This is a genomic window from Nocardia lijiangensis NBRC 108240 (assembly GCF_001613045.1).
In the GTDB taxonomy this organism is placed as follows: domain Bacteria; phylum Actinomycetota; class Actinomycetes; order Mycobacteriales; family Mycobacteriaceae; genus Nocardia; species Nocardia lijiangensis.
Genome location: NZ_BDBP01000015.1, coordinates 54933 through 75508 on the forward strand (window position 1 = coordinate 54933; position 20576 = coordinate 75508).

A 20576-nucleotide genomic window follows, 5' to 3' on the forward strand; every position below is an offset into this window, starting at 1 on the left:
GTGAGGAAACAAGTAATGAGAATTCGATGGTCAGCCCTCGGGGCCGCCTCGACGGTCGTCGGCATCGCGCTGACAGGAGCGACCGCGACGGCCGCGCCTGCCGACATCCCCGCGGTGTCGTACCGGGCACAACTGGCAACCGACCAATCGGTGGTCACCGTCCTCGAGAACGGGACCTTCGCGCTGTCTGACGATGGCAGCGCGGTCTCGGTCTTCGACACTGCGGGACGCGCCCTGGACTCGCTGCCGTTGCGGGTCCGAATCGACAATCAAACGCTACCGGTCCGGCACCAGATCGCGTCCGACGGTCGCACTCTCACGCTGACGCCGGACGTCGCCGCGATTCGCCGCGAGGAATTGAAGCCCGTGGCGTCACCGGTCGAGAACCAGCTCGCGATGAACGACCTCATCAATGCCGTCAGCATCGGCACGTCGGTGGGGAGCCTGATCGGCACGGCCGTCGGAGCGGTTCTCGGCGTGGGCGTCGGCGTCGCGCTCGCGGGCGCGTCCTGTGTGGTGCTGAGCCTGGGATGTGTTGTTGCCGTCCTGCCCATCGTTGCCCTCGCCGGAGGCGTCGGCGGGATGGCGGGCCTCGTCCTCGGCGGCGGTCCGACGGCGGGAATCGCGGTGTACCAGTACCTCACCACACTCAACGCTCCGCCCGGAACCAGCAAGTACGCACCGGACCTGCAAGCTCGTCCGGAATCCCCCTCTGCCACACCGGGAGCCACGCAGTGACCGCGCGAAACGAGGGGCACCAGGTCTCGCAGCGCGCGTGTTGGCTGGGTGTCCTGACGGCCGTCGTCGCTTCGGGGATCGCCGCACCGTCCGCACTCGCCGAGGCGCCGGAGCCGCCCTCGGTGCACTACCGCGTCGAGGTCGTGGGCGACACTGTGATGACCACGGTCGACAACGCCCACTTCGCTGTCGCAGAGAGTCGTCACCAGGTCGAACTGCGCGACCCCGCCGGTCGCGTGCTGGAGTCGCTGCCGATGGCCTATTCGTTCGACGGTGCGGTTCATCCCCTTGCGGAGTCGATCTCCGACGACGGGCGCACCCTGACGTTGAGACCCGATGTGAGCCAGGTCGAGCTTGCGCCACGAACCGTCGCGTCACCGTTGGAGGAACAGCGGGCACTGACCGAACTGTCCAACTCGCTCACCCGCGGCCCACTGCTCGGAACAGTGGTGGGGACCGTGGTCGGCGCTGTGGTCGGCGCGGCGATCGGCGCCGCATCGTGCCTCGTCGTCGGGCCCGCCTGCATCGCCACCATCCCAGCGGCCGCGATGGCTTTCGCCGCCGGGGGCGGGGTGGCAGGCACGCTGGTCGGCGGCGGCGTCGCGCTGGCCGACGGTCTGTGGAAGTACCTCTCGACAATTCAGTCACCGCCCGGGCAGAGTCCTTACGCCGACCGCGACGGGGTGGACACACCGAATGGCGTCATCCCCGACGCCAACCTGCGGCTACCGAGCGGGTCGGCGAGCGGCATGCGCAGCGGGTCGTCCTCCGGTTCGGCACGCTGACGACAGCGGAACAACCTCGGCCCCGGCGAACCATCGCCGGGGCCGATGCCGGTGAATGGTCGACCGCAGCATCACCTCTTGGCCGAACTGGGGTTCACCTCGCGTTCGCAGGTCGCGGCGTGGGTCGTGGAGCGGACCGGCGAATTCGTCACGGTGTGGGCATGTTTCGTGCCGTCAGGTGGTATTGAGGTGGACGGGGCGAGATCGGTATCTCGGTCTCGTCGGCGGCCAAGGGGTGGTTGAGCTGGGTTTGCTTGCGGAAGTGGGCAACTCACACAAGCCCTGCTCAGGATGCGGGGGCGCGACCGTTGTATCAGGTCGTCAATGTGGTCACAGGATTCCTCGTATGAGGTAGCACGGTCCTTGCTGCTAGGAGACCGGAGCCTTATGTATTGGACGCCTCCGCGGCAGCGATCCCGGTGTCCGAGCCTGCCAGGACGTACACCCACGCCTGCGCGCCGGAACGCAGGGGCACCAGGATCCTGGTGTAGTCGGCGACTTCGTACTCGTCAGCGGCTTCTAGATCGTTCTCATCGACAGTGAAAACCGTTCCAGGAATACCAGTTTCGTGTCCCGCGGGGCGCAGCACCGGATGCACGGCGCTGCCGCTCGCCGCGATCACCGCCGGATCGGTGATGGTGATCTCACCGAGTTCGTATCCGGTGATCTGGTCCTCGCGGCCGTCGAGTTCGCGCCCGAAAACGCTGCGCTGCACCTCGGGTTGGCGCAGGGTGCCGTAGGAGAACAACAGATGTGTGGACATAGCAGATCAGCCAACCACAACAGGTGCGCCCATTCGTATGAGGCGCCTCTCAGTCGCGCACAGCCTCGAGGTCGGCGCGGGTCAGTGCTGGTCCTGCCGTGTTCGTTCGCGCCACTGACCGGTGATTCTTTTCGCCACTTGTAGCACCGGCGCTGGATCGTGTTGGGCTCGTGCGAGGATCAGGGCGCCTTCGAGTGCGGAGAGGACGAGGGTCGCTTCTGTTTCCGGGTCGTCGACCACTCCGTCGGCGGCGATGCGATCGGCGAGCAATTCCTGCCAGCGGTCGTAGCCGGTTCGGACTGCGTCTCGGACTGTCGTGGTGTCGGGACCGGCGTCGAGTACCGCGGTGGCTAGTGCGCAGCCGCGCTGGAATTCCGAGTCCTCGAGTCGTGTCGCGAGCGCGACGGCGAAGGCGCAGACGGCGGTTGCGGCGTCGGGCGCCGACGACATCAGGTGTTCGATCAACCTGCCAATCTCCTTGCCGCGCAGTCGCAACGCCGCTGCCGCGAGCTCTTCCTTGCCGCCTGGGAAGTGGAAATACAGCGACCCTTTGGTGACGCCACTGAGCGCCAGGATCTCCGCGACGCCGGTGCCTGCGTAGCCCCGCACCTGCAGCAGGTCGGCCGCCGCGGCCACGAGCCGCTCGCGGGTCGGCAGTGCGGCAAGACTGTACCGATCGGTACTGGCGCTGACCGATGGATCTGTACTGCCACTCATGGAGAATTATTTTAGCTCTGTACCAACCGGTCTACAAGCGCTAGGGTGATGGTGCAAAGGAAGGGAGTCCTGATGCAACTCGCCCCTCTCGTCGAAGAGTCGGTCACGCCGGACATGGTGTGGCGGCTGATCCGCCGCGATATACAGACGACACCGCGGAATCTTCCACTGGCCGTGCGGGGATCGGCATGAACGGGGCGGTGTGGGCGTGGCGCGACGCCGGTGAGTTCTTCGAGTTCGATGGGCATCGCATCTTCTATCGGCGGCAGGGCGGTGGCCCGACTGTCCTGCTCGTACACGGTTATCCGTTCGGGTCGTACGAATGGCACCGCATATGGGACGGATTGACCGCGAATTTCGATGTCATCGCCCCCGACATGCTCGGTATGGGGTTCTCCGACAAACCGATTCGGTCCCGCTACGGCCTGCTGATGCACGCCGACATGCACGAGGCCCTGCTGCGATATCTCGGCGTCGACCGCTGCGCTGTCGTCGGTCACGACCTGGGTGTTTCCGTTGTCCAGGAGATGCTGGCCCGACGCTGTGACGACCCGACGTTGCCTTCGATAGATGCCGCGGTCTTTCTCAATGGCGGACTTTTCGCGGAGGCCTACCGCCCGCGGCCGATTCAGAAGATCCTGTCGTCCCCGGCCGGACATCTGATAGGCCCGCTGCTGCCGCGGTCGGCGATCGGAGACGCGGTCGCCGGATTGTTCGGACCGGATGCGAAACCGACGAAAGCCGACCTGGAACCACTGCTGGATCTGCTGCGGCACAACGGCGGTCGCTACGTCTCGCACATCGTCGGCAGATTCGTCGAAGAGCGCCGTCGGTTGCGTGACCGGCTCGTCCGGCCGCTCATCGACAACGTGGTCCCGATGACCTTCGTCAATGGGATGGCCGACCCGAATTCGGGTGCACACATGGCTGCGCGGTATCGAGAACTGGTGCCGAACCCGCAGGTCGTCGCGCTGCACGGCGTTGGGCACTGGCCCCACATCGAAGCACCCGACGCCACAGCCCAATCAATCCTCGGCTTCCTGAGTCGCACCGAGCGCGGCACAGCCTGAGCTGTTCTCCGGCAACGAAACGCAACCGATCCCATGCCGCCGCGCCGCCGAGGTGCGAACACCAGAGAGGAATTCCCATGACGACACCGATCGCACCGAATCCTGATTTCGCCTCGATCGTGCAAGCGGCGGTGCTGAGTATGCCTGCCGCCCAGTTTCTCGGCTTCGATTTCGGTGCGTTGGCGCCGGGCGAGGCCGAGATCGTCCAGCCATACCGCCCGGAGCTCACGCAACACAACGGCTTCTTTCAGGGTGGTGTCCTCGGCATGCTCGCCGACTTCGCCGGCGGGTCGGCGGCGGGCACCATGCTGCCGATCGGCTGGGTCAACATGACGGTCGACTACACGGTGAAGATCCTCGCTCCGGCGAAGGGGGACAAGGTGATTGCGCGTGGACGAGTGGTCAAGGCGGGTGCGACCACCACGGTCGCGGCGGCCGATGTCTTCGCGGTGAGCGGCGAGGCGGAGCGTCTGTGCGCGACAGCGCTGGTGACCATGCGCAACATCGACCTGAACAAGCCCTGAGGCATCGCTCGCCGGTGCGATGAGCTGCTGTTTCGAGACGTTGATGGTACGTGCATATCAACTATGTGATATGTTTGCACCATCAAAATCGAAGGGGAGATCATGCCGAAGATCGGGCGGTTCACCAGCGACGAAGCCAGGGCTGTCTACCTGCGCGCCTACGATGATCTGGCGGCCGACTGGCCCGTGCCTTCGGCGGAGATCGACGTCGAAACATCCTTCGGCACAACGCGAGTGCGTAAGTCAGGGGAGGGGGAGGGCGCGCCGCTCGTGCTGCTGCCGGGTATGCCGGGCAACGGGCTGTTCTGGACTCCGTTCGTCGAGGAGCTGGCGCGCGACCGTGTCGTGTACACGCCGGATGTGCTCGGTTGGCCGGGGCGCTGCGAGCAGACCGCGCCGGTGCGCGACAGCGCCGATATCGTCCAGTGGCTGGTCGAGGTCGTCGACGGCCTCGGTGCGGAGCGAGTCCATCTGGCCGGATATTCCGACGGCGCATGGCTTGCCGGCCTGGTCGGGGTGTATCACTCGGAGCGTCTGGCGAGTCTGTCCATGCTGGAACCGGGCGGGGCCACCTTCGCCAAGCCGCGCTGGAGTCTGCTCCTGAAATTCCTGGTGGCCGGTGTGCGGCCCACCCGCGAACGTATGCAGAAGCTCACCCGGTGGTTGACGCCCGGTGTCGTGCTGAGCGACAGGGAATGGGCAATGGTTCAGGCGGGGTTCAAGTTTCGGCTGGCGCTGCCGTGGTCGCGGCCGCTCACCGACGAGCAGCTGGCCGCCATCACCGCGCCGCTGCTGGTGCTCTTCGGTGGCGCCACGGTCGTCAATGATCCCGAGATCGGAGTGCGCCGCCTCCGGCAGTTCGTTCCGGCCGCCGAGGTCGACGTTTATCCAGGCGTCGGACACGAACTGCTGTGGGCGATTCCGGATAAGGTGATTCCTCGGTTGCTGGAGTTCGTCGGCAACCACGACGAAGTCCGAGCCTGAGCGGCGGAACGCTCAACTCGCGGGGCCGACGCGTTGGCCTGCCTGATGCCGGCGGTCGAGGAGGCCGAACGCGCTCTGTGGCATTCCAACGCCCCTGTCATGACGATTCAGGGCATTGTGGAGTCGAAGCAGGGCGCATCATGGTCGGACGCACGAGCGGGTCGACGCCTGTGAGTGCCGTACTAGCGGCCCACAGTCCTGCGGCGGTGTCGAGGTCGGTCATATGCGTGTGGGGTGCTTCCCTGTGTGGTTGTCCGCGGAGACCGAAAAACCTTGGGCCCCACAGTTGTCCGCCGGTGATTTCGGTGTCCAGAACGGCTCGGGCAATGGCTTCGGCCGCTGCGTGTTTGCCGTGCAACACAACGCTTGCGGGTAGCCTACGCAGGCGCTGGGCGGTGGTGCGGACGAACACCGGTGGTCGCGACAGGGTCAGTGAGTCCAGGGCGCCGCCGGGATGGACGACAATGCTGGCGGTGCCTGCAGCGTGTGTGCGCAGACGGCGATCCAGTTCGAAACCGAACAGCATCTGGGCCAGTTTCGATCGCCCGTAGCTGCGCTTGGGCCGATAGTCGTGCTCCGATTGCAGATCGGTGAGATCCAGCCGCTCCGACCGCGCGGCGAAGCTGCCGACCGTGATCACCCGACTGTTCGCGGTGGCGGCCAGTATCGGCGCCAGATGGGCGACCAGCGCGAAGTGCCCGAGATGGTTTGTCGCGAACATCAATTCGTGCCCCTGAGCACTCACCCTGCGATCGGGACCCGACAGCAGGACCCCGGCATTGAGCACGACCGCGTTCAGGCTCTCCGCACCGAGGGCGTCCACTGTCGCAGGCAGGGAGGGCAGATCCGCCAGATCCAAGCGCACGCATCGCAGTCGAGCGCCGGGAACCCGTGCCCGGATCGCGCGTACCGCGAGGTCGCCCTTGGCGGTGTCGCGGCAGCCCAGCACCACGGTGGCACCGTTGGCCGCGAGTTGCTCGGCGGCGAAATACCCGATGCCCGCGTTGGCGCCGGTAACCAGAATTGTTTTCCCCCCGGCCTGCCGGCCGCTGTGCCACGTCATGTCATCGACCTTTGCAACGGGCTCTTGCACCGCCCTCACACGCCACTGACATGCAGTACCAATTCGGAGTACCCGCTCAGCCCGGCCGGCGTGGATCGACGCATGTCCGGAATTCGGCTACGTTCACGAACGACTGGATCTCACCGCGCCAGCAGTCGCTCCACCCACTCCAGATGGGCGTCGATTCCGGATACCGCGAACATCAGGTCGACGAAGGCGTCCGGGTAGCCGATGTCGTTCAGTGCCTGCACCGTTTCGAGGACTTGCTCGATCTCGCCGTCCGCCTCGACGTTGACGCGGACGTAGGTGTGGATATCCGCCGGATTGCGGCCCGCCGACCGGGCGGCGGCGTCGATGATCGCACGCTGCCCCTCGAGCGCCTCGATATTGTGCACGCGGCCGGGCACCCGCACCACCGGCAACCAGCCGTCGGCTCGTTCGCCGATCCGCGTCAGGCCAGCGGTGTGGAACGCCCCCAGGTAGATCGGTGGACGCGGTCGCTGCACCGGCTTCAGATCGACCCACGACGGCGGGATCGACCAGCGCCGCCCCCGATGCTCGACCGGATTCGTCGTCCACAGCGCGTCCAGGATGTCGAGCAGCTCGTCGAGCTGGGCGCCGCGGTGGCGAAACGGCGCTCCGGCCGCCTCGAACTCCTCGGGCGACCAACCGATCCCGAACCCGGGTACCAGCCGGCCACCGCTGACCACGTCGATGCTGGTCAGCTGCCTGGCCAGCTGGACGGGCGGATACCACGGGGCGACGAGGACGTTGCTGCCCAGCCGCACCGAGCTGGTCACCGTCGCGGCGACGGTCAGCGCGACGAGCGGATCCAGGGAGGTGCGGAACTCCTGCGGGATGCTGTCCGTGCCCGCGTAACCCGTGGTCGGGCGCACCGGGGCGAGCAACCGGTCGCCGACCCACAGGCTGCCCGCGCCCAATTGCTCTGCGGTCGAGGCGTAGTGGGCGATGTCGTCGTAGGCCGATGCACCGAACTGCGGTAGCGCGAATCCAAGCATGAACCCCAAGCTAAAGGTTGGAACCAATACGTTCAATATATCGAACTAATGAGTTCAATACTTGACTGAGCGACACCGTGACGCCAATGCCTGATCGAGAGGACCGATCCAGCCTGTCCGCCGGAGTCCCTGTGCGCCAATGAGGTTCGCTGTGGTCGTGGCTACGGTGTTGTCCCGGTGGTTTCCCGCCGGACATTCCGCGCCGTCGTTCCCCACCAGCGGCGGGCGTATCGGCTGAGGGTCGCGGGGTTCTGGAGTCCGATGGTCGAAGCGATCTGCGCGAGTGGGAGATTCGACTCGGTCAGCAGGGTCGAGGCTCGCTCGCGGCGGACGTCGTCGAGGACGGTCGCGAACGATTTCCCCTCGGCCGCGAGATGACGTTGCAGGCTGCGGGGGGATATCGCCAACAGGTCGGCGACGGCTGCGATCGTCGTGGGTCCGGTACCCAGCGACTGCTGGAGCGCGGCCTTGACGCGGCCCGCGATGGCGGACCCGGCGGCGGGGGTTTGGGAATCCAGGTAGGACAGCGCCAAGAGGCGGGTCGTCCGGTCTCCGCCTTCGATGGTGCGTTGCGGGAGGTCCTTGGGTACGCGCAGCACCGCGGCGGGCTGCTGCCAATGCACCTGCGTGCCGAACAGTTCCTCGTAACGTCGCCGAGGGGCCACGGGTCGATGGGGGATCTCGACGGTGCGCAACCCGTAGTTGCCGTCGAACAGATAGATCAGTGCGCGGTGCAGGAACAGCAGACCCATGTCGATGCTTTGCGGTGGCGCCTGCACACCGTCGGGGTAGCCGTAGCGCACACCGACCACGGCCCGTGATCCGCGTGGGTCGGGCACCAGGCGCACGCTGAGGCTGCGCGCGTGCACGAAGAGGTACTTGGCGGTGTATTCGAGGGCATCGGCGGCGGTCGGCGCGTTCTGTAGTGCGACGGCCAGCGGCCCGAGCATGCTGAGGTCCTGTTCGAGGGCCACCCGCAGCCCGAAGTCGGGGCAGTGCAGTTCGCGAGCGGCGGATTCGAGGATGGTGGCGATTGTGCTGTCGCGGACCATCAGTTCGTCGTCGTCCAACGCTCCATCCGGTGCGTTGGCGCGACGGGCCAGCGCATCCGCGTCGCCGCCCAACTGTTCTACGACCGCTCGCACACCGCGCAGACCGGCCGACCGCACCCATGCCATGGGCCCAGTGTTCAGCGCGGCGGCGCGATAAGTCAATTTGTTGGCGTGATCGGTCAACTCCGCACCGCAGCGGCTTCCTACGGTCGTGGTCATGGACTTTTCTCCGTCACCGCGGGCTGCCGAGCTCACCGAGGCGGTCCGCGCCTTCCTCCATGAGCACGTCACTCCGATCGAGCACGACTACCACCGGCAGGTGGCCCGACTGCGCGCCCAGGGCGGCGATCCGTGGCAGCCGCTGCCGGTGCTGGCCGAGTTGCGGAACCGGGCACGCGCCGAAGGGCTGTGGAACCTCTTCCTTCCGGCCGGTCACGAGGGCCCCTACGCCCAGCGTTACGGCACCCGCGGTGGCGCGGGTCTGAGCAACGTCGATTACGCGCCGGTGGCGGAGGCGATGGGTCGCTCGTTCATGGCTCCGTACGTGTTCAACTGCCATGCCCCCGATACCGGCAACGCCGAGGTCTTGCTGAAATACGGCTCGCCGCAACAGCAGCGGGAATGGCTCGATCCGCTGTTGGCCGGTGACATCCGGAGCGCGTTCTGCATGACCGAGCCCGGCGTGGCGTCCTCGGATGCCACGAACATGGAACTCACCGCGGTCGTCGACGGTGACGACGTGGTGCTCAACGGCCGCAAGTGGTGGTCGACGGGTGTGGGGCACCCCGATTGCCGGGTCCTGATCGTGATGGGAGTGACCGATCCGGACGCCGAGCGTCACCGCAGGCATTCGATGGTGCTGGTCCCTCGGGAAACCCCCGGCGTCCGGGTGGAACGGATGCTCGACACGATGGGCTTCCAGGACGAGCCGTACGGGCACGGCGAGGTCGGCTTCACCGATGTCCGCGTTCCCGTCGAGAACATCATCGCCGGTCCCGGACGGGCTTTCGAGATCGCGCAGGGCAGGCTCGGACCCGGTCGCGTGCACCACTGCATGCGCCTGATCGGTCTGGCCGAGCACGCGCTCGAACTCGCCTGCCGCCGCGGCCTGAGCCGCACCGCGTTCGGCAAGCCGGTGGCCAACCTGGGCGGCAACCGGGAGCGGATCGCCGACGCCCGCATCGCGATCGACTCCCTGCGCCTGCTCGTTCTGCACGCCGCGTGGAAGCTCGACCAGGGCGGCGCACTGCACGCCCTGTCGGAGATCTCGCAGATCAAGGTCGCGGTGCCGAACATGGCGCAGCAGGTCATCGACTTCGCCATGCAGATCCACGGTGGCGGTGGTTTGAGCAACGACTTCCCGTTGGCGGCTGCCTGGACCGCGGCGCGCGCGGTCCGGCTGGCCGACGGCCCCGACGAGGTGCACCGCGGCATGGTCGCCCGGCTCGAGCTCGGCAAGTACGGGGCCGCCCGATGACCGTGTCGAATCGACCCGCGCAGCGGCGCGGGAGCATCGTGATCACCGGCGCCAGTTCCGGACTCGGCGCGGAAATGGCCCGGCAGTTCGCCGCGCTCGGCTACGACCTCGGCTTGGCGGCCCGGCGACTCGACCGCCTCGAAGACGTTCGCGCCGAGATCCACGCCCGATACCCGCACCGGGTCGTCGAACTCGCCGAGCTGGACGTCACCGACGGAGACGCGGTGCACGCGGTGATCGCCGACCTCGATCGGCGTCTGGGCGGCATCGATCGGCTCGTCGCCAACGCGGGCAGCGGCTCGGGAGCCGCGCTCGGTACCGGAGGCTGGGCCGCCAACAATCGCACGGCGCAAACGAATTTCGTCGGCGTCCTTGCCCAATGCGACGCCGCGATGGAGATCTTTCGGCGCCGAGAGCGCGGCCACCTGGTCTTGATCTCATCGATGTCGGCGCTGCGTGGCATGCGGCGTGCCATGACGACGTACGCGGCGAGCAAAGCCGGCGTCGCCGCCATCGCCGAAGGGATCCGTGCCGAAGGACCGACGGGCATCGACGTGTCGGTCGTATATCCCGGCTACATCGCCTCGGAGATGAATGCCCATGTGCGCGAACGGACCCCGTTCCTGGTGGACACCTCCACCGGAGTCCGCGCCATGGTCGCCGCCATCGAGAAGCGCCGCACCAAGGCGTATGTGCCCGCGTGGCCGTGGGTTCCGATCGGGGCCGCGTTGAAGATTCTCCCGCTCTCGATGGTGAGGAAATTGACGTGACCCCGATCCCTTCCGTCGAGACCCGCGCGGTCCGGGACGAGGACGCCTTCGACGTGCCCGCGCTGGCCCGGTGGCTGCGGGAGAACGCAGGCCCCGGTTGGAGCGCACGGCTGGCGGGCCGTCCTGAAGTCGAGCAGTTCTCCGGCGGCGCTTCGAATCTCACCTATCTGCTGCGCTATCCCGGTGGCGCCGAACTGATTCTGCGACGGCCACCGGCGGGAACGAAGGCCGAGGGCGCGCACGACATGGCCCGCGAGTACCGCATCCAGTCCGCGCTGCATCCCGTGTTCCCGTTGGCGCCCGCGACGGTGGCGCTCTGCGCGGATCCCGCGGTGCTGGGCGGCCCGTTCTACGTGATGGAGCGAGTGGCGGGCCCCATCCCGCGCAAGGAGTTGCCCCGGCAGACGCCACGCGATCCGGCGTCGGTGGCCGCGCTGTGCCGTCGGGTCATCGATCTGCTCGTCGACCTGCATCGCGTCGACATCGAGCAGGCCGGGCTGGCGGACCTGGGCAAGGGGGCGGGTTACGTCGGCAGGCAAGTCGCAGGCTGGTCCGCGAGATATCGCGCGGCCCGGACCCGCAATGTCGGCTCGTTCGAACGCGTCATGGCGTGGTTGGCGGAGAACCAGCCCGCCGACCGTGGCGCGGTGCTCATTCACAACGACTTCCGTTTCGACAACATCGTTTTCGATCCCGCCGACCCGACCGTCCCGATCGCGCTACTGGATTGGGAGATGGCCACCGTCGGAGATCCGCTGATGGATCTCGGTGGCGCGCTGGCCTATTGGGTGCAGGACGACGACGGGCCCCTGTTCCGGCGGTTCCGCAGGCAGCCGACCCACGTGCACGGAATGATGAGCCGCGCCGAGGTGGTGGCCTACTACTGCGAGCGCACCGGTATCGAGCTCACCGAGGACCAGTGGTCCTTCTACGAGGTCTTCGGATTGTTCCGGCTGGCCGGGATATGCCAGCAGATCTATCACCGCTACTACCACGGCCAGACCACCAATCCGGCGTTCCGCTGGTTCGGCATCGCCGTGATCGCCCTGGAATGGCGCTGCCGCAGGATCATTCGGCGAGCCGAGAAGCGGCGCCTGCGCGACACCGCCGGGAGCGCGCGATGACGATATCGGAACAGCGCGACTCGCACAGTCCCGCCGTGGACCGGGCTCGCGTGGCCTTCCCGCTGCACGACGGCCGGCGCAGCACCAGCGCCACGGGCCGCGCGGTGCTCGCCGACGCCGTGCGCGGCGTCGCGCCGGAACTCGCGCAGGCCGTGGCATCCACCGCGAACTGGCGGAAGGACTACGTCGATCACCTTCGCCGCCGCCACCGAGCTCACCGCGCACTCCGGCTCGGCTGCGTTGACGATCGCCAGGGACGGTCTCACCGCATTGCGAACCCGCATGCGGCTCGCGACACCACAGGAGGACCTACCGCTGGACGCGGACGCCCTGCCGTCTGCCAGGCAGGTCGAGACGACCACCATCCTCGGACGAAGCAACGCCGTCAAAAGGCTGCAGGTCCCTTATCGAGGACAGCTGCTCGCCGGAACGGCCCTGCTCGACCAGCTGTGCCGCTGGGTCGAGGCGGGTGTGGTCGAACCCGACTTCGCGGAGGCGATCGCCGCCGTCATCGGCGAACCGGCCGCGTTGAGCCTGCCCGGCCGGACCGTCGTCCTGCTCGGCGCGGCCGCCGCGATGGGGCCGCTGGCGCATCTCGCCCGGTGGGGCGCGGACGTCGTCACGATCGACGTGCCCGTGCCGTCGGTCCAAGCCCGCATCGAGCAACTGGTCCGCGAAGGCTCGGGCCGAGCCGTCGTCCCCCGGCTGCGGACCCGGCAGGACAGCGGTCTGAGTATCGACCACGAGCTGCCCGAAACCGTGGCCTGGTTGCGCTCCATGCTTGCCGATATGCCCGGCCCCGTCATGGCGGCCCATTTCTACGCCGACGGCGGCACGCACGTGGAACTCACGGCGGCAGCCGACCTGATCGCGGAGGAAGTGTGCCGGGCGCGCGACGATGCCGCCCTCGCCTATCTCGCCACCCCGACCGATTCGTTCCTCGTGCCCGCCGACGCGGTCCGGCAGGCCCGCGCGCGGTGGGTCGATCCACACTGGAACACACTCCCGCGTCGCGCGCTGCGAACGATCAGCGGCGGCAAGCTCTTCCGGCGCGGGTTCGATACCAGCAGCCGCGACGAGGCAGGCGCCGAATGGGCCGTGATCAACACCCTCGTCGACGTCCAGGGCCCCAATTACGCACTGGCCAAACGTGTTCAACGCTGGCGGGCCGTGGTGGCCGCCGCCGACGGCATCACCGTCTCCGCCAACGTCGCGCCCTCGGCATGGACGCATTCGGTCACGAAGAACAAGACGCTGGCCGCGGTCTTCCGCGCCGCTCACCACTACGGCGTCGAGATCTTCCACCCCGAGACCGCCTCGGCGCTGATGGCGGCCAAACTCGTCGCGGACCTCTCGGATCTCACGCCCTCCCGCGCCGCCCATCCGGAGGCGCTGTTCAGTCACGACGCCGCCCACGGCGGGCTGTGGCGACAGCCGTTCACTCCGCATTCGGCCCTGCCGGTCGCCGCACTGCGCGGCCTGCTCATCCGACCCTAGGCAACGACGGGATTGCCTCGGGCGCTTTATGTCTCCGTTAAGGAGATGACGTGGTCCGCGTCCATACGATCGACATTGTTCGACGATGGGCATCGGGTCCGTCGCCAAGAGGGTGGGAATGATGAAGCGAATTCTGTTGACACTGTTGGCTTCGAGTGTCGTACTGGCGGCGGGCGCGGGGACGGCGCAGGCCGAGTCCTACTCGGGCTCGGACTCAGGCAGCTGCTCCGGCACGGTGGACGAGTGGGGCTACTTCTACGCCTACACCTACCAGTACGCCTACATCAGCAACAACAAGATCGAGAGCGAAAGTCACAGCTTCTCCTTCAGCGGATTCCTCGAGGGCGCCGAGGACGCCGAGCTGCTGAACGGGAAGGAACGCAAATGGTTGATCTACCGCAGCGGTGACTTCGACTTGGCCGTACCGTATGTCGACGATGCGGGGCTGTTCGCACGGGACAACCGTGATCGGGACAACGACTGGGTGAAGCTCTGCGACTAGCGTCCCGATCGACATCCCGCTCCTAGAGGAAGCAGGTCGATGGATACGGTACGCAAGCTGCTTGCCCTTCTGGCCCCGGTCGCGCTGTGCGTGGGCCTCGCGGTCGCGCCTGCGGCCGCCGTCCCCGTGGTGAATCCCGTCCTGGTGGTCGGTGGGTTCGACGCGAACGTCGGCAAACTCGAGACGCTGCGGGCGTGGCTGAGCGCGCGTGGCTACACCGCCTACGCGATGGTGCTGCCCGGCGCGCCCTCGGCGACCGCGCCGCTGGCCGACTCGGCTCGCGCCGTCGCCGAGAAGGTGGCCGAGGTCCGCCGCGAAACCGGCTCGGCGCGAGTGGATCTCGTCGGCCACTCGCTGGGCGGGCTCGCCCAGCGGCACTACGTGAAGTTCCTCGACGGCCGCGCGTCGGTGGGCGTGTATGTCGATTTCGGCACCCCCGAGAACGGCGAAGCGCTCGCCCTGCTGTGCGCCCCGCTCTACCCGGGCTGCCGCGATCTGACCCCGGGTTCGCCGTTCCTCGCCGCGCTGAACGCCGCACCGGCGATTCCCCCCGGTCTGCCCGCCTACCACCTGTTCTCCGAGGACGCGGGCGCGGAGCGGGACCCGCTGCCCGGCGCGACGAACGCGAGCGTGCAATCGTTCTGCCCCGGGCGGCGGGTGTCCCACGCCGACGAACCGATCGACGCCGCCTTCCAGCAGTTGATCGACACCGCGTTGCGAGGTGCCCCCTTGGCCACCAGCTGCCCCTGATCGAACGGCAATGCTTGCCGCGCAGCTTGTTTCGCCGCGAACCCTCTGGTTTGTGCATTGCTTCTGCCGAATCTATAGTGTCCGTAATCCGATTGGCGCTCCCTAGAAGTACAGCCGCAGAACGGGAGCCCACGCCGCGAAGATGCCAGGCGATGGAGTGGGCGGTGTATTTTGCCCACCCGTTTTCCTGGAGGAATCCATGCATATCGGACTCGGATTGCCGATCGCCGATCCCATCACCCTGCTCGACTGGGCGCAGCGTGCCGACGCCGGACCGTTTTCCACGCTCGGCTTGCTCGATCGTCTCGTCTACGACAATCCCGAACCGCTGGTCGCGCTGTCGGTCATCGCCGGAGCGACCAGTCGCGTCCGGGTGCAAACCGAAGTGCTGCTCGCCCCGCTGCGCGACACGGCGCTGCTCGCCAAACAGGTGGCGACACTGGACCGGATGTCCGGCGGCAGGCTGGTGCTCGGGCTCGGTGTCGGCGGCCGCGCCGACGACCATCTGGCCGCTGGTACCGAGCTGCGCACCCGTGGCCGCCGGATGGACGAACAACTCGCGCACCTGCGCAGCCTGTGGTCCGGCGAGCCGTTCGGCGCAGACTGCGGGCCGATCGGCCCGGCACCGACCCGGCCGGGCGGGCCGCCGATCCTCTTCGGCGGTTTCAAGCCCGCCGCGCTGGCACGCGTCGCCCGCTGGGGCGACGGGTTCCTCGCCGCGCTCCCGGTGCACTGGGCCGGTGACCTGTTCGACTCCGTCCGCAAGTCGTGGCACGACCATGGTCGCCACGGTGAACCGCGGATCGTCGCGCAGGTCAACGTCGCCCTCGGCCCGCAGCACGTGATCGACGACGCCCGCGCGGCGATCGGCGCGTACTACGAGTTCAGCGGCTGGGCGGACAACATGGTGTCCGGCCTGCGCACCACCACCGCCGAGATCCGCACGACGATCAGGCAATTCGCTGATCTCGGCGCGGACGAGGTGATGCTGTACTGCTATGGCGGCGATCCCGGACAGGTCGACCGCCTCGCCGATGTGATCGGCTGACCCACCGGCGCTCCGGGCCCGTCGGCGGCGACGTCGGCGGGCCCGGAATCGTCAGGACCGGTCCAGCCCGGCCAGCCGCACGGCGGTCAGGGCGACGTACAGCTCGGCCGCCGCTTTCGGGTCGGAGCAGCGGCGGTCGGTGAGGGTTTCGATGCGGCGCAGCCGGTAGTGGATGGTGTTGCGGTGGTAGTGCAGGCGTTGCGCGACTTCGGTATTGGAACCACCGCATTCGAACCACAGGGCGAGCGTGTCGAGGAGGGTGTCGCGTTCCTCGGGCGCCAGGTCCAGAACGGGCCCGAGGACGTCGTCGGCCAGCCGTTGTGACGCCGACGGAGCGTGCGCGAGAACGAGCGGAATGGGCGTGTTGCCGTAGACGGTGACCGTGGCGGCGCCGGGTGGCGCGCAGCGGCCCGCCAGTTCGGCCTCGCGCAGTGCGGTGCTGGCGTGTCCCGCGGTCGAGAACGTGGCGCTCACGCCGATGCGGCCGGTCGCGTGTTCCCGAAGGCGGGTGAGCACCCGGTCGTGCACGCGTCCGGTGGCCAGGCTGAGCAGGCCGATGCGGGCGCCGGCTTCGGTGATCCAGATCGATTCGATGAACTCGGCGCGGAACCGGTCCTCGATACCCAGCAGCGGCGCCAATGCCTCGGGGTTGGCTTCGGCGTGCACGACGAGGAAGCTGCCCAGCGGGGGGAGGTGCAGGGCGCGGGCGATGTCGCGCTGGGTCGGATCGTTCGAGTCGCCGTCGAGCAGCCTGCGCAACAGCGCGCGGCGTTCGGAATCGTCACGGCGGACTCGTTCGGTCAAGAAGTCGCCGTACGCCTCGGCGGCCGCGCCCGAGTAGTCGTCGATGATCCGCCACATCTCCGAACCGAGCTGCGGTAGGACGTCGAGATTGGTGCCGGTCGACGTGATGAGCGCGCGCTCCCACAGCAGCCGTCCGGCCAAGCGGTACGCGTGCAGCACCGCGGCCAGGGGCACGCCGTGCTCGGCTTTGATACGGCCGACGACGGTGGCAGGCTGCAGACGACGCCCGCCGCTCCCGGAGAGCTGGCCGAGGACCGAGACGAGGTTGTCGCGGACGACCGAGCCCAGCTCGGCGTCGGTGAGCGCTGTCGATTCCGCGTAGGCGTGGTCGCCGGTGCGAATGCGGCCGACGAGTTCGGTGGTCAGGTCGTCGACCTCGTCGAGCAGGGTGCGCGCCACGGCGGCGGAATCGTTCGAGGGCGGCTCGATCAGCGCGGTCATGGGTTCGATGGTAGGCATTCGCTCTGGATGGTGACTGTGCTGGTGCACAGTCGAGTGGACGCGATCGGCAAACCCGCGCACATGGTGGACGGATGCCCACGGCCCGCAGTATCGACTGCGACAGTGACCGGGGTCATAGTGCCCCGATTTCAGGATGAGCTCGAGAGAGGTGCCGACCGTGTACGACTACGTCGTCGTGGGCGCGGGATCCGGAGGATCCGTGCTGGCCAGCCGATTGTCCGAGGACCCCCGGGTCAGTGTGGCCGTCATCGAAGCGGGGCCGCAGGACACCGCGGACGAAATCCATCTGCCGGTCGCCTTTCCTTCGCTGTTCAAGAGCCCGCTCGACTGGGATTACGACACCGAACCCGAACCCGGTCTGTACGCACGTCGCGCCTACCTGCCGCGCGGGCGCGTGCTCGGCGGGTGCAGTTCGATCAACGCGATGATCTACATCCGCGGTGCGCGCGCCGACTACGACGGGTGGGCCGCGGCAGGCGCCGACGGTTGGAGCTACGACGAGGTCCTTCCGTACTTCTTGAAGGCCGAGGACAACGAGCGCGGCAAGGACGCCTACCACGGTGCCGGCGGGCCGTTGGCGGTCAGCGAAAGCCGATCGGAGCATCCGCTGGCCGAAGCGTTCCTGCGCGCCGCCGAACAAGCGGGCCACCCACGCAACGACGACTTCAACGGGGCCACGCAGCTGGGCGTCGGCCGCTACCAGGTGACACAGCGCAACGGCATGCGGTGCAGCGCCGCCGTCGGTTACCTGCATCCGGCCGCGTCCCGCCCCAACCTGACCGTGATCACCGAGGCTCTTGTGCACCGCGTGGTGTTCGAGAACGGCCGCGCGACCGGCGTGGTCATCAGCCGGGACGGGAGCACAGAAGAGATTCGCGCCCGGCGTGAGGTCGTGCTGGCCGCGGGCGCCTACGGATCGGCGCAGTTGCTGCTGCTGTCGGGGGTCGGCCCGGCCGAACAGCTGGCGGCGTTCGGGATCGAGCCGGTCCGTGACCTGCCGGTCGGGCAGAACATGCAGGACCACCTGTCGGTGTTCCTCAACTACCGCACCGATCACGAGTCGCTGATGACCGCGCTCACGCCGGAGAACCTCGGGCTGCTGCAGGAAGCAGGTCGCGGGCCCCTGACCTCCAATATCGGCGAGGCCGGGGGATTCATCGAGACCCGCGCCGGCCTCGCCGGGCCGGACATCCAGTTCCACATGGCGCCGGTGCTCTTCCACGGCGAAGGCATGGGCGCCGCGACCGAGCACGGATACGCGTTCGGCCCCTGTCTGATCAATCCGACCAGTCGTGGCGAACTCACGCTGCGTTCCGCGGCTCCCGGCACGGCGCCGCGCATCCGGCACAACTACCTCGGCACCGACGCCGACCGCGAGAGCATCCTCGCCGGGCTGCGCAGCGCGCTCGAGATCGCCGATCAGCCCGCGCTACGGGAACTCACCACCGGCGAATTCCTCACTCCGGCCGGTGATTCCGACTCCGAGCTGCTCGATTTCGCGGCCCGCACCGCGCAGACTCTCTACCATCCCACCTCGACCTGTGCCATCGGCGCCGTCGTCGACCCGCGATTGCGCGTGCTCGGCCTGCGCGGTCTGCGCGTGGCCGACGCCTCGGTGATGCCGTCGGTCGTCCGAGGCAACACCAACGCACCCACCATCATGATCGGCGAGAAGGCCGCCGTCATGATCCTCGAGGACGCCGATTCGGAAGGAAACGACGCGTGACCACCACCGTGACCGAAACTGTCGAGGCGGCCGTCGCCGCACTACGACGCGGTGAAAACGAATGGGCGCGAACCTCGTTGCCCGCGCGCAGGCTGCTGCTTGACCAGATTCACGTCAATACGGCGAAGCATGCGCAGGAGTGGGTCGAGGCCGCGGCCCGGATCAAGAAGCTGACCCCGGATTCGCCCCTGCTGGGTGAGGAATGGGTCAGCGGACCGTACTCCCTGCTCACCGGCGCCGCGGCGCTCGCGGAATCGCTGCTGGCGCTGGAGGAAGGGCGCAGTCCGGTCGACGGATACCCGATGCGTCCGGCGCCCGGCGGCCGCACCGCCATCGATGTCTTCCCGCACGGCATGTTCGATGCCCTGCTGCTCAACGGTTTTCGTGCCGAAGTCTGGACGCGGCCCGGCGTGGACGCCGAATCCGTCCGCGCTCGTGCGGGACTGGGGCAGCGTACTCCCGCCCGCACGGGAGGTGTCGGCGTCGTGCTCGGCGCGGGCAACATCTTCTCGATCGCCCCGCTGGACGTGCTGTATCAGCTCTACGCCGACAACCGGGTGGTGGCGCTGAAGCTCAACCCGATCACCGATCCGTTGCTGCCGGTGCTGGAGAAGATCTTCGCTCCGGCGATCGAGCGCGGATTCCTCCGGCTGATCACCGGCGGTCCGGAGGTCGGATCCGCGCTGGTGCACCACCCCGGCGTGGACGCGGTTCACATGACCGGCAGCGCGCTCACCCACGACGCCATCGTGTTCGGCGCAGGCGCCGAAGGCGAGCGGAACAAGGCGGCCGGTACGCCCAAGCTGACGAAGCCGATCACCAGCGAGCTCGGCGGCGTCTCGCCCACCATCGTGGTGCCCGGTCGCTGGTCGAAGGCGGACCTGCGCTTCCAGGCCGAGCACGTGGCCACGCAGCGACTGCACAACAACGGGTACAACTGCATCGCCGCGCAGGTGGTGGTGATCTCCGCGGACTGGCCACAGAAGGAGAAGTTTCTCGACGAACTCCGCGCGGCGATCGGCCGTGCGCCGCAGCGGCCGGACTATTACCCCGGATCGGCGGACCGCGTCGCGGGCGCGCGCCGGAGCTATCCGCAGGCGCAGGCGATCGGTGCGCGCACGCTCATCGAGGGCCTGACGCCGGATCGCAACGAATCCGCGCTGCACACCGAATACTTCGCCCCGGTGCTGGGCGTGCTCGAATTGCCCGGTGACGCAGCCGAATTCCTGGCACAGGCGGTCAGTGTGTGCAACGAGGAGTTCGAGGGCACGCTCGGCGCGAACATCATCGCCCACCCCGCCACCATGAAACAGCTGGGCGGGCGATTCGACGCGGCTGTCGCCGAACTGCGCTACGGCACCATCGCCGTCAACGCATGGACCGGCCTGGGCTACCTCACCGCCCGCGCGTCGTGGGGCGCCTTCCCCGGGCACACCCTGACCGACGTCCAGAGCGGAATCGGCGTCGTGCACAACGCCTTGCTGATCGCCGAACCGGAACGCACCGTGGTGCGCGGCCCGTTCCGCCCCTCGCCTCGGTCGCTGCTGCACGGCGAATTCAGTCTCTCGCCGAAGCCGCCGTGGTTCGTCACCAACCGCACCGGCGCCACGACCTTGCGGCGCCTGACCGACTTCGCGAAGAACCCCGGCGTCGCCGCCCTGCCGCCGATCTTCGCCTCCGCGCTGCGCGGCTGAGCACACC

The 20576-nt window shown here is 68.0% G+C and carries 20 protein-coding genes; 14 read left to right on the forward strand and 6 right to left on the reverse strand.

Features of this window, described 5'->3' with window-relative positions:
* Positions 1-15 precede the first annotated feature (15 nt).
* A complete protein-coding gene (locus NL1_RS06065; protein ID WP_067835210.1) occupies positions 16-738 on the forward strand; it encodes a DUF8020 domain-containing protein in 723 nt (240 codons plus the stop codon).
* A complete protein-coding gene (locus NL1_RS06070; protein WP_067835212.1) occupies positions 735-1523 on the forward strand; it encodes a DUF8020 domain-containing protein in 789 nt (262 codons plus the stop codon). The genes NL1_RS06065 and NL1_RS06070 overlap by 4 nt, the downstream gene beginning before the upstream one ends.
* A gap of 385 nt (positions 1524-1908) precedes the next feature.
* Here the strand turns inward: NL1_RS06070 and NL1_RS06075 are convergent, their stop codons facing one another.
* Complete coding sequence (locus NL1_RS06075; protein WP_067835214.1) at positions 1909-2286, reverse strand: gamma-glutamylcyclotransferase family protein; 378 nt, start codon at positions 2284-2286, stop codon at positions 1909-1911.
* An 81-nt stretch (positions 2287-2367) separates the two neighbouring features.
* The gene (locus NL1_RS06080; RefSeq protein ID WP_084510335.1) at positions 2368-3003 is read right to left on the reverse strand and encodes a TetR/AcrR family transcriptional regulator; all 636 of its coding nucleotides are present in this window, start codon (positions 3001-3003) and stop codon (positions 2368-2370) included.
* A 188-nt stretch (positions 3004-3191) separates the two neighbouring features.
* On the opposite strand from NL1_RS06080, the gene NL1_RS06085 reads away from it, so the two are divergent.
* The 3 genes from NL1_RS06085 (at position 3192) to NL1_RS06095 (ending at position 5581) form a co-directional block, all read left to right on the forward strand.
* Positions 3192-4073: an alpha/beta fold hydrolase gene (locus NL1_RS06085; protein ID WP_067835216.1), complete on the forward strand. Its 882-nt coding sequence runs from the start codon at positions 3192-3194 to the stop codon at positions 4071-4073.
* A 77-nt stretch (positions 4074-4150) separates the two neighbouring features.
* Positions 4151-4597: a PaaI family thioesterase gene (locus tag NL1_RS06090; protein WP_067835218.1), complete on the forward strand. Its 447-nt coding sequence runs from the start codon at positions 4151-4153 to the stop codon at positions 4595-4597.
* Positions 4598-4699: 102 nt separating this feature from the next.
* Complete coding sequence (locus NL1_RS06095) at positions 4700-5581, forward strand: alpha/beta fold hydrolase (RefSeq protein WP_067835220.1); 882 nt, start codon at positions 4700-4702, stop codon at positions 5579-5581.
* A gap of 97 nt (positions 5582-5678) precedes the next feature.
* Here the strand turns inward: NL1_RS06095 and NL1_RS06100 are convergent, their stop codons facing one another.
* The 3 genes from NL1_RS06100 to NL1_RS06110 form a co-directional block, all read right to left on the reverse strand.
* On the reverse strand, positions 5679-6644 hold the full coding sequence (locus tag NL1_RS06100) for an SDR family NAD(P)-dependent oxidoreductase (RefSeq protein ID WP_067835222.1): 966 nt from the start codon (positions 6642-6644) through the stop codon (positions 5679-5681).
* A 140-nt stretch (positions 6645-6784) separates the two neighbouring features.
* Positions 6785-7663 (reverse strand): TIGR03619 family F420-dependent LLM class oxidoreductase, encoded by an 879-nt coding sequence (locus tag NL1_RS06105; RefSeq protein WP_067835319.1) that lies wholly within the window; start codon positions 7661-7663, stop codon positions 6785-6787.
* 161 nt (positions 7664-7824) lie between these two features.
* The gene (locus NL1_RS06110) at positions 7825-8934 is read right to left on the reverse strand and encodes an AraC family transcriptional regulator (protein ID WP_307622018.1); all 1110 of its coding nucleotides are present in this window, start codon (positions 8932-8934) and stop codon (positions 7825-7827) included.
* On the opposite strand from NL1_RS06110, the gene NL1_RS06115 reads away from it, so the two are divergent.
* From NL1_RS06115 to NL1_RS06145, 7 genes are all read left to right on the forward strand, one after another.
* Complete coding sequence (locus NL1_RS06115) at positions 8933-10192, forward strand: acyl-CoA dehydrogenase family protein (protein WP_067835323.1); 1260 nt, start codon at positions 8933-8935, stop codon at positions 10190-10192. The genes NL1_RS06110 and NL1_RS06115 overlap by 2 nt on opposite strands.
* Positions 10189-10962 carry an SDR family oxidoreductase gene (locus tag NL1_RS06120; RefSeq protein WP_067835224.1) on the forward strand — a complete coding sequence of 258 codons (774 nt, stop codon included), beginning with the start codon at positions 10189-10191 and terminating at the stop codon, positions 10960-10962. The genes NL1_RS06115 and NL1_RS06120 overlap by 4 nt, the downstream gene beginning before the upstream one ends.
* A complete protein-coding gene (locus tag NL1_RS06125) occupies positions 10959-12086 on the forward strand; it encodes a phosphotransferase family protein (protein ID WP_067835226.1) in 1128 nt (375 codons plus the stop codon). Before NL1_RS06120 ends, NL1_RS06125 begins: the two co-directional genes overlap by 4 nt.
* A gap of 240 nt (positions 12087-12326) precedes the next feature.
* Positions 12327-13583 (forward strand): hypothetical protein, encoded by a 1257-nt coding sequence (locus NL1_RS06130; protein WP_084510336.1) that lies wholly within the window; start codon positions 12327-12329, stop codon positions 13581-13583.
* A gap of 121 nt (positions 13584-13704) precedes the next feature.
* Positions 13705-14085 (forward strand): hypothetical protein, encoded by a 381-nt coding sequence (locus NL1_RS06135; protein ID WP_156094680.1) that lies wholly within the window; start codon positions 13705-13707, stop codon positions 14083-14085.
* Positions 14086-14124: 39 nt separating this feature from the next.
* On the forward strand, positions 14125-14835 hold the full coding sequence (locus NL1_RS06140) for an esterase/lipase family protein (RefSeq protein ID WP_067835230.1): 711 nt from the start codon (positions 14125-14127) through the stop codon (positions 14833-14835).
* Between the two features lie 199 nt (positions 14836-15034).
* On the forward strand, positions 15035-15883 hold the full coding sequence (locus tag NL1_RS06145) for an LLM class flavin-dependent oxidoreductase (RefSeq protein WP_067835232.1): 849 nt from the start codon (positions 15035-15037) through the stop codon (positions 15881-15883).
* A gap of 51 nt (positions 15884-15934) precedes the next feature.
* On the opposite strand, the gene NL1_RS06150 is transcribed toward NL1_RS06145, so the two are convergent.
* Positions 15935-17128, reverse strand: a complete 1194-nt coding sequence (locus NL1_RS06150; protein WP_067835234.1) for a PucR family transcriptional regulator — start codon at positions 17126-17128, stop codon at positions 15935-15937.
* Between the two features lie 154 nt (positions 17129-17282).
* On the opposite strand from NL1_RS06150, the gene NL1_RS06155 reads away from it, so the two are divergent.
* Entirely contained in the window at positions 17283-18875 is a 1593-nt protein-coding gene (locus NL1_RS06155) for a GMC family oxidoreductase (protein WP_067835235.1), read from the forward strand.
* A complete protein-coding gene (locus NL1_RS06160; protein WP_067835237.1) occupies positions 18872-20569 on the forward strand; it encodes an aldehyde dehydrogenase family protein in 1698 nt (565 codons plus the stop codon). Before NL1_RS06155 ends, NL1_RS06160 begins: the two co-directional genes overlap by 4 nt.
* The last annotated feature ends 7 nt before the right edge of the window (positions 20570-20576 follow it).

Bases quoted from the DNA above. Each gene is read 5' to 3' on its own strand.
- NL1_RS06080 (WP_084510335.1), bottom strand. From the start codon at position 3,003: ATGAGTGGCAGTACAGATCCATCGGTCAGCGCCAGTACCGATCGGTAC.
- NL1_RS06065 (WP_067835210.1), top strand. From the start codon at position 16: ATGAGAATTCGATGGTCAGCCCTCGGGGCCGCCTCGACGGTCGTCGGC.
- NL1_RS06150 (WP_067835234.1), bottom strand. From the start codon at position 17,128: ATGACCGCGCTGATCGAGCCGCCCTCGAACGATTCCGCCGCCGTGGCG.
- NL1_RS06075 (WP_067835214.1), bottom strand. From the start codon at position 2,286: ATGTCCACACATCTGTTGTTCTCCTACGGCACCCTGCGCCAACCCGAG.
- NL1_RS06085 (WP_067835216.1), top strand. From the start codon at position 3,192: ATGAACGGGGCGGTGTGGGCGTGGCGCGACGCCGGTGAGTTCTTCGAG.
- NL1_RS06120 (WP_067835224.1), top strand. From the start codon at position 10,189: ATGACCGTGTCGAATCGACCCGCGCAGCGGCGCGGGAGCATCGTGATC.
- NL1_RS06110 (WP_307622018.1), bottom strand. From the start codon at position 8,934: ATGACCACGACCGTAGGAAGCCGCTGCGGTGCGGAGTTGACCGATCAC.
- NL1_RS06155 (WP_067835235.1), top strand. From the start codon at position 17,283: ATGAGCTCGAGAGAGGTGCCGACCGTGTACGACTACGTCGTCGTGGGC.
- NL1_RS06100 (WP_067835222.1), bottom strand. From the start codon at position 6,644: ATGACGTGGCACAGCGGCCGGCAGGCCGGGGGGAAAACAATTCTGGTT.
- NL1_RS06105 (WP_067835319.1), bottom strand. From the start codon at position 7,663: ATGCTTGGATTCGCGCTACCGCAGTTCGGTGCATCGGCCTACGACGAC.
- NL1_RS06135 (WP_156094680.1), top strand. From the start codon at position 13,705: ATGAAGCGAATTCTGTTGACACTGTTGGCTTCGAGTGTCGTACTGGCG.
- NL1_RS06140 (WP_067835230.1), top strand. From the start codon at position 14,125: ATGGATACGGTACGCAAGCTGCTTGCCCTTCTGGCCCCGGTCGCGCTG.
- NL1_RS06090 (WP_067835218.1), top strand. From the start codon at position 4,151: ATGACGACACCGATCGCACCGAATCCTGATTTCGCCTCGATCGTGCAA.
- NL1_RS06095 (WP_067835220.1), top strand. From the start codon at position 4,700: ATGCCGAAGATCGGGCGGTTCACCAGCGACGAAGCCAGGGCTGTCTAC.
- NL1_RS06115 (WP_067835323.1), top strand. From the start codon at position 8,933: ATGGACTTTTCTCCGTCACCGCGGGCTGCCGAGCTCACCGAGGCGGTC.
- NL1_RS06145 (WP_067835232.1), top strand. From the start codon at position 15,035: ATGCATATCGGACTCGGATTGCCGATCGCCGATCCCATCACCCTGCTC.